Origin of the sequence: Acidovorax sp. SUPP3334 (assembly GCF_030159055.1) — a bacterium.
In the GTDB taxonomy this organism is placed as follows: Bacteria; Pseudomonadota; Gammaproteobacteria; order Burkholderiales; family Burkholderiaceae_C; genus Paracidovorax.
This window is the reverse complement of the sequence record NZ_BQXQ01000125.1, coordinates 1-646: the sequence shown is the minus strand read 5'-3', so window position 1 is coordinate 646 and position 646 is coordinate 1. Positions and strand designations below refer to the sequence as shown.

1 protein-coding gene is annotated in these 646 nt (G+C 67.2%); it reads right to left on the bottom strand.

Translation table 11 applies throughout. From position 1 onward, the window contains the following. Positions 1 to 646, bottom strand: a 646-nt coding sequence (locus AVHM3334_RS23770) for an IS5 family transposase (RefSeq protein WP_284415889.1), incomplete at both ends; no start/stop codon positions are given.

The following is a 646-nucleotide window of genomic DNA, read 5'->3' as shown; positions in this document are numbered from 1 at the left end:
CCAGCACCTCATCGAAGTGGTGCCCGTCGTGCTCGCTGGCCGTGCCCGTGGCGAGGCGGCGGATGAAGCCGTGCTTGAGGTCCACGCTCACGCTGAGCTTGTAGCCGAAGTAGCTCTTGCCGTGCTTGTTCGTGTGCGTGGCATCCACATCCTTTTGCCTGCGCCGCGCTTCGCTCCAGTCCGGCTGCCCGCCTTGTGCCAGCGTTTGCCGGTCCTGCCGGCCGATATGCTGGCGCGGCGCGGGCACCAGCGTGGCATCGATGGCCTGCCCGCCCCGGGCGATGTAGCCGTGGCGGTGCAGCTGCGCATCCACCCCCTGCAGCAGCGCCGTCGCCCCCTGCACGCCCAGGCGTTCGCCGAAGCGCCAGATGGTGTTGCGGTCCGGCACGTTCATCGCATCCTGCAGCAGGCAAAACCGCTGATAGCTCGCCCGATCCAGCAACTGGTACTCCATCTGCTCATCGGACAGGTTGTACAGCCCCTTCAAGACCAGAATGCGCACCATCACCTCGGTGGGGTAGGCGGGCCGACCGCCCCGGCGGCCATCCCCGCGTTCGATCAAGGCATCCACCAGCCGGGCCAGTTCGCCGAAGTCGATGTGCCGCGCGATCGCTTGCAGCGGATCGCCCACCTCATCTCTCTTGTG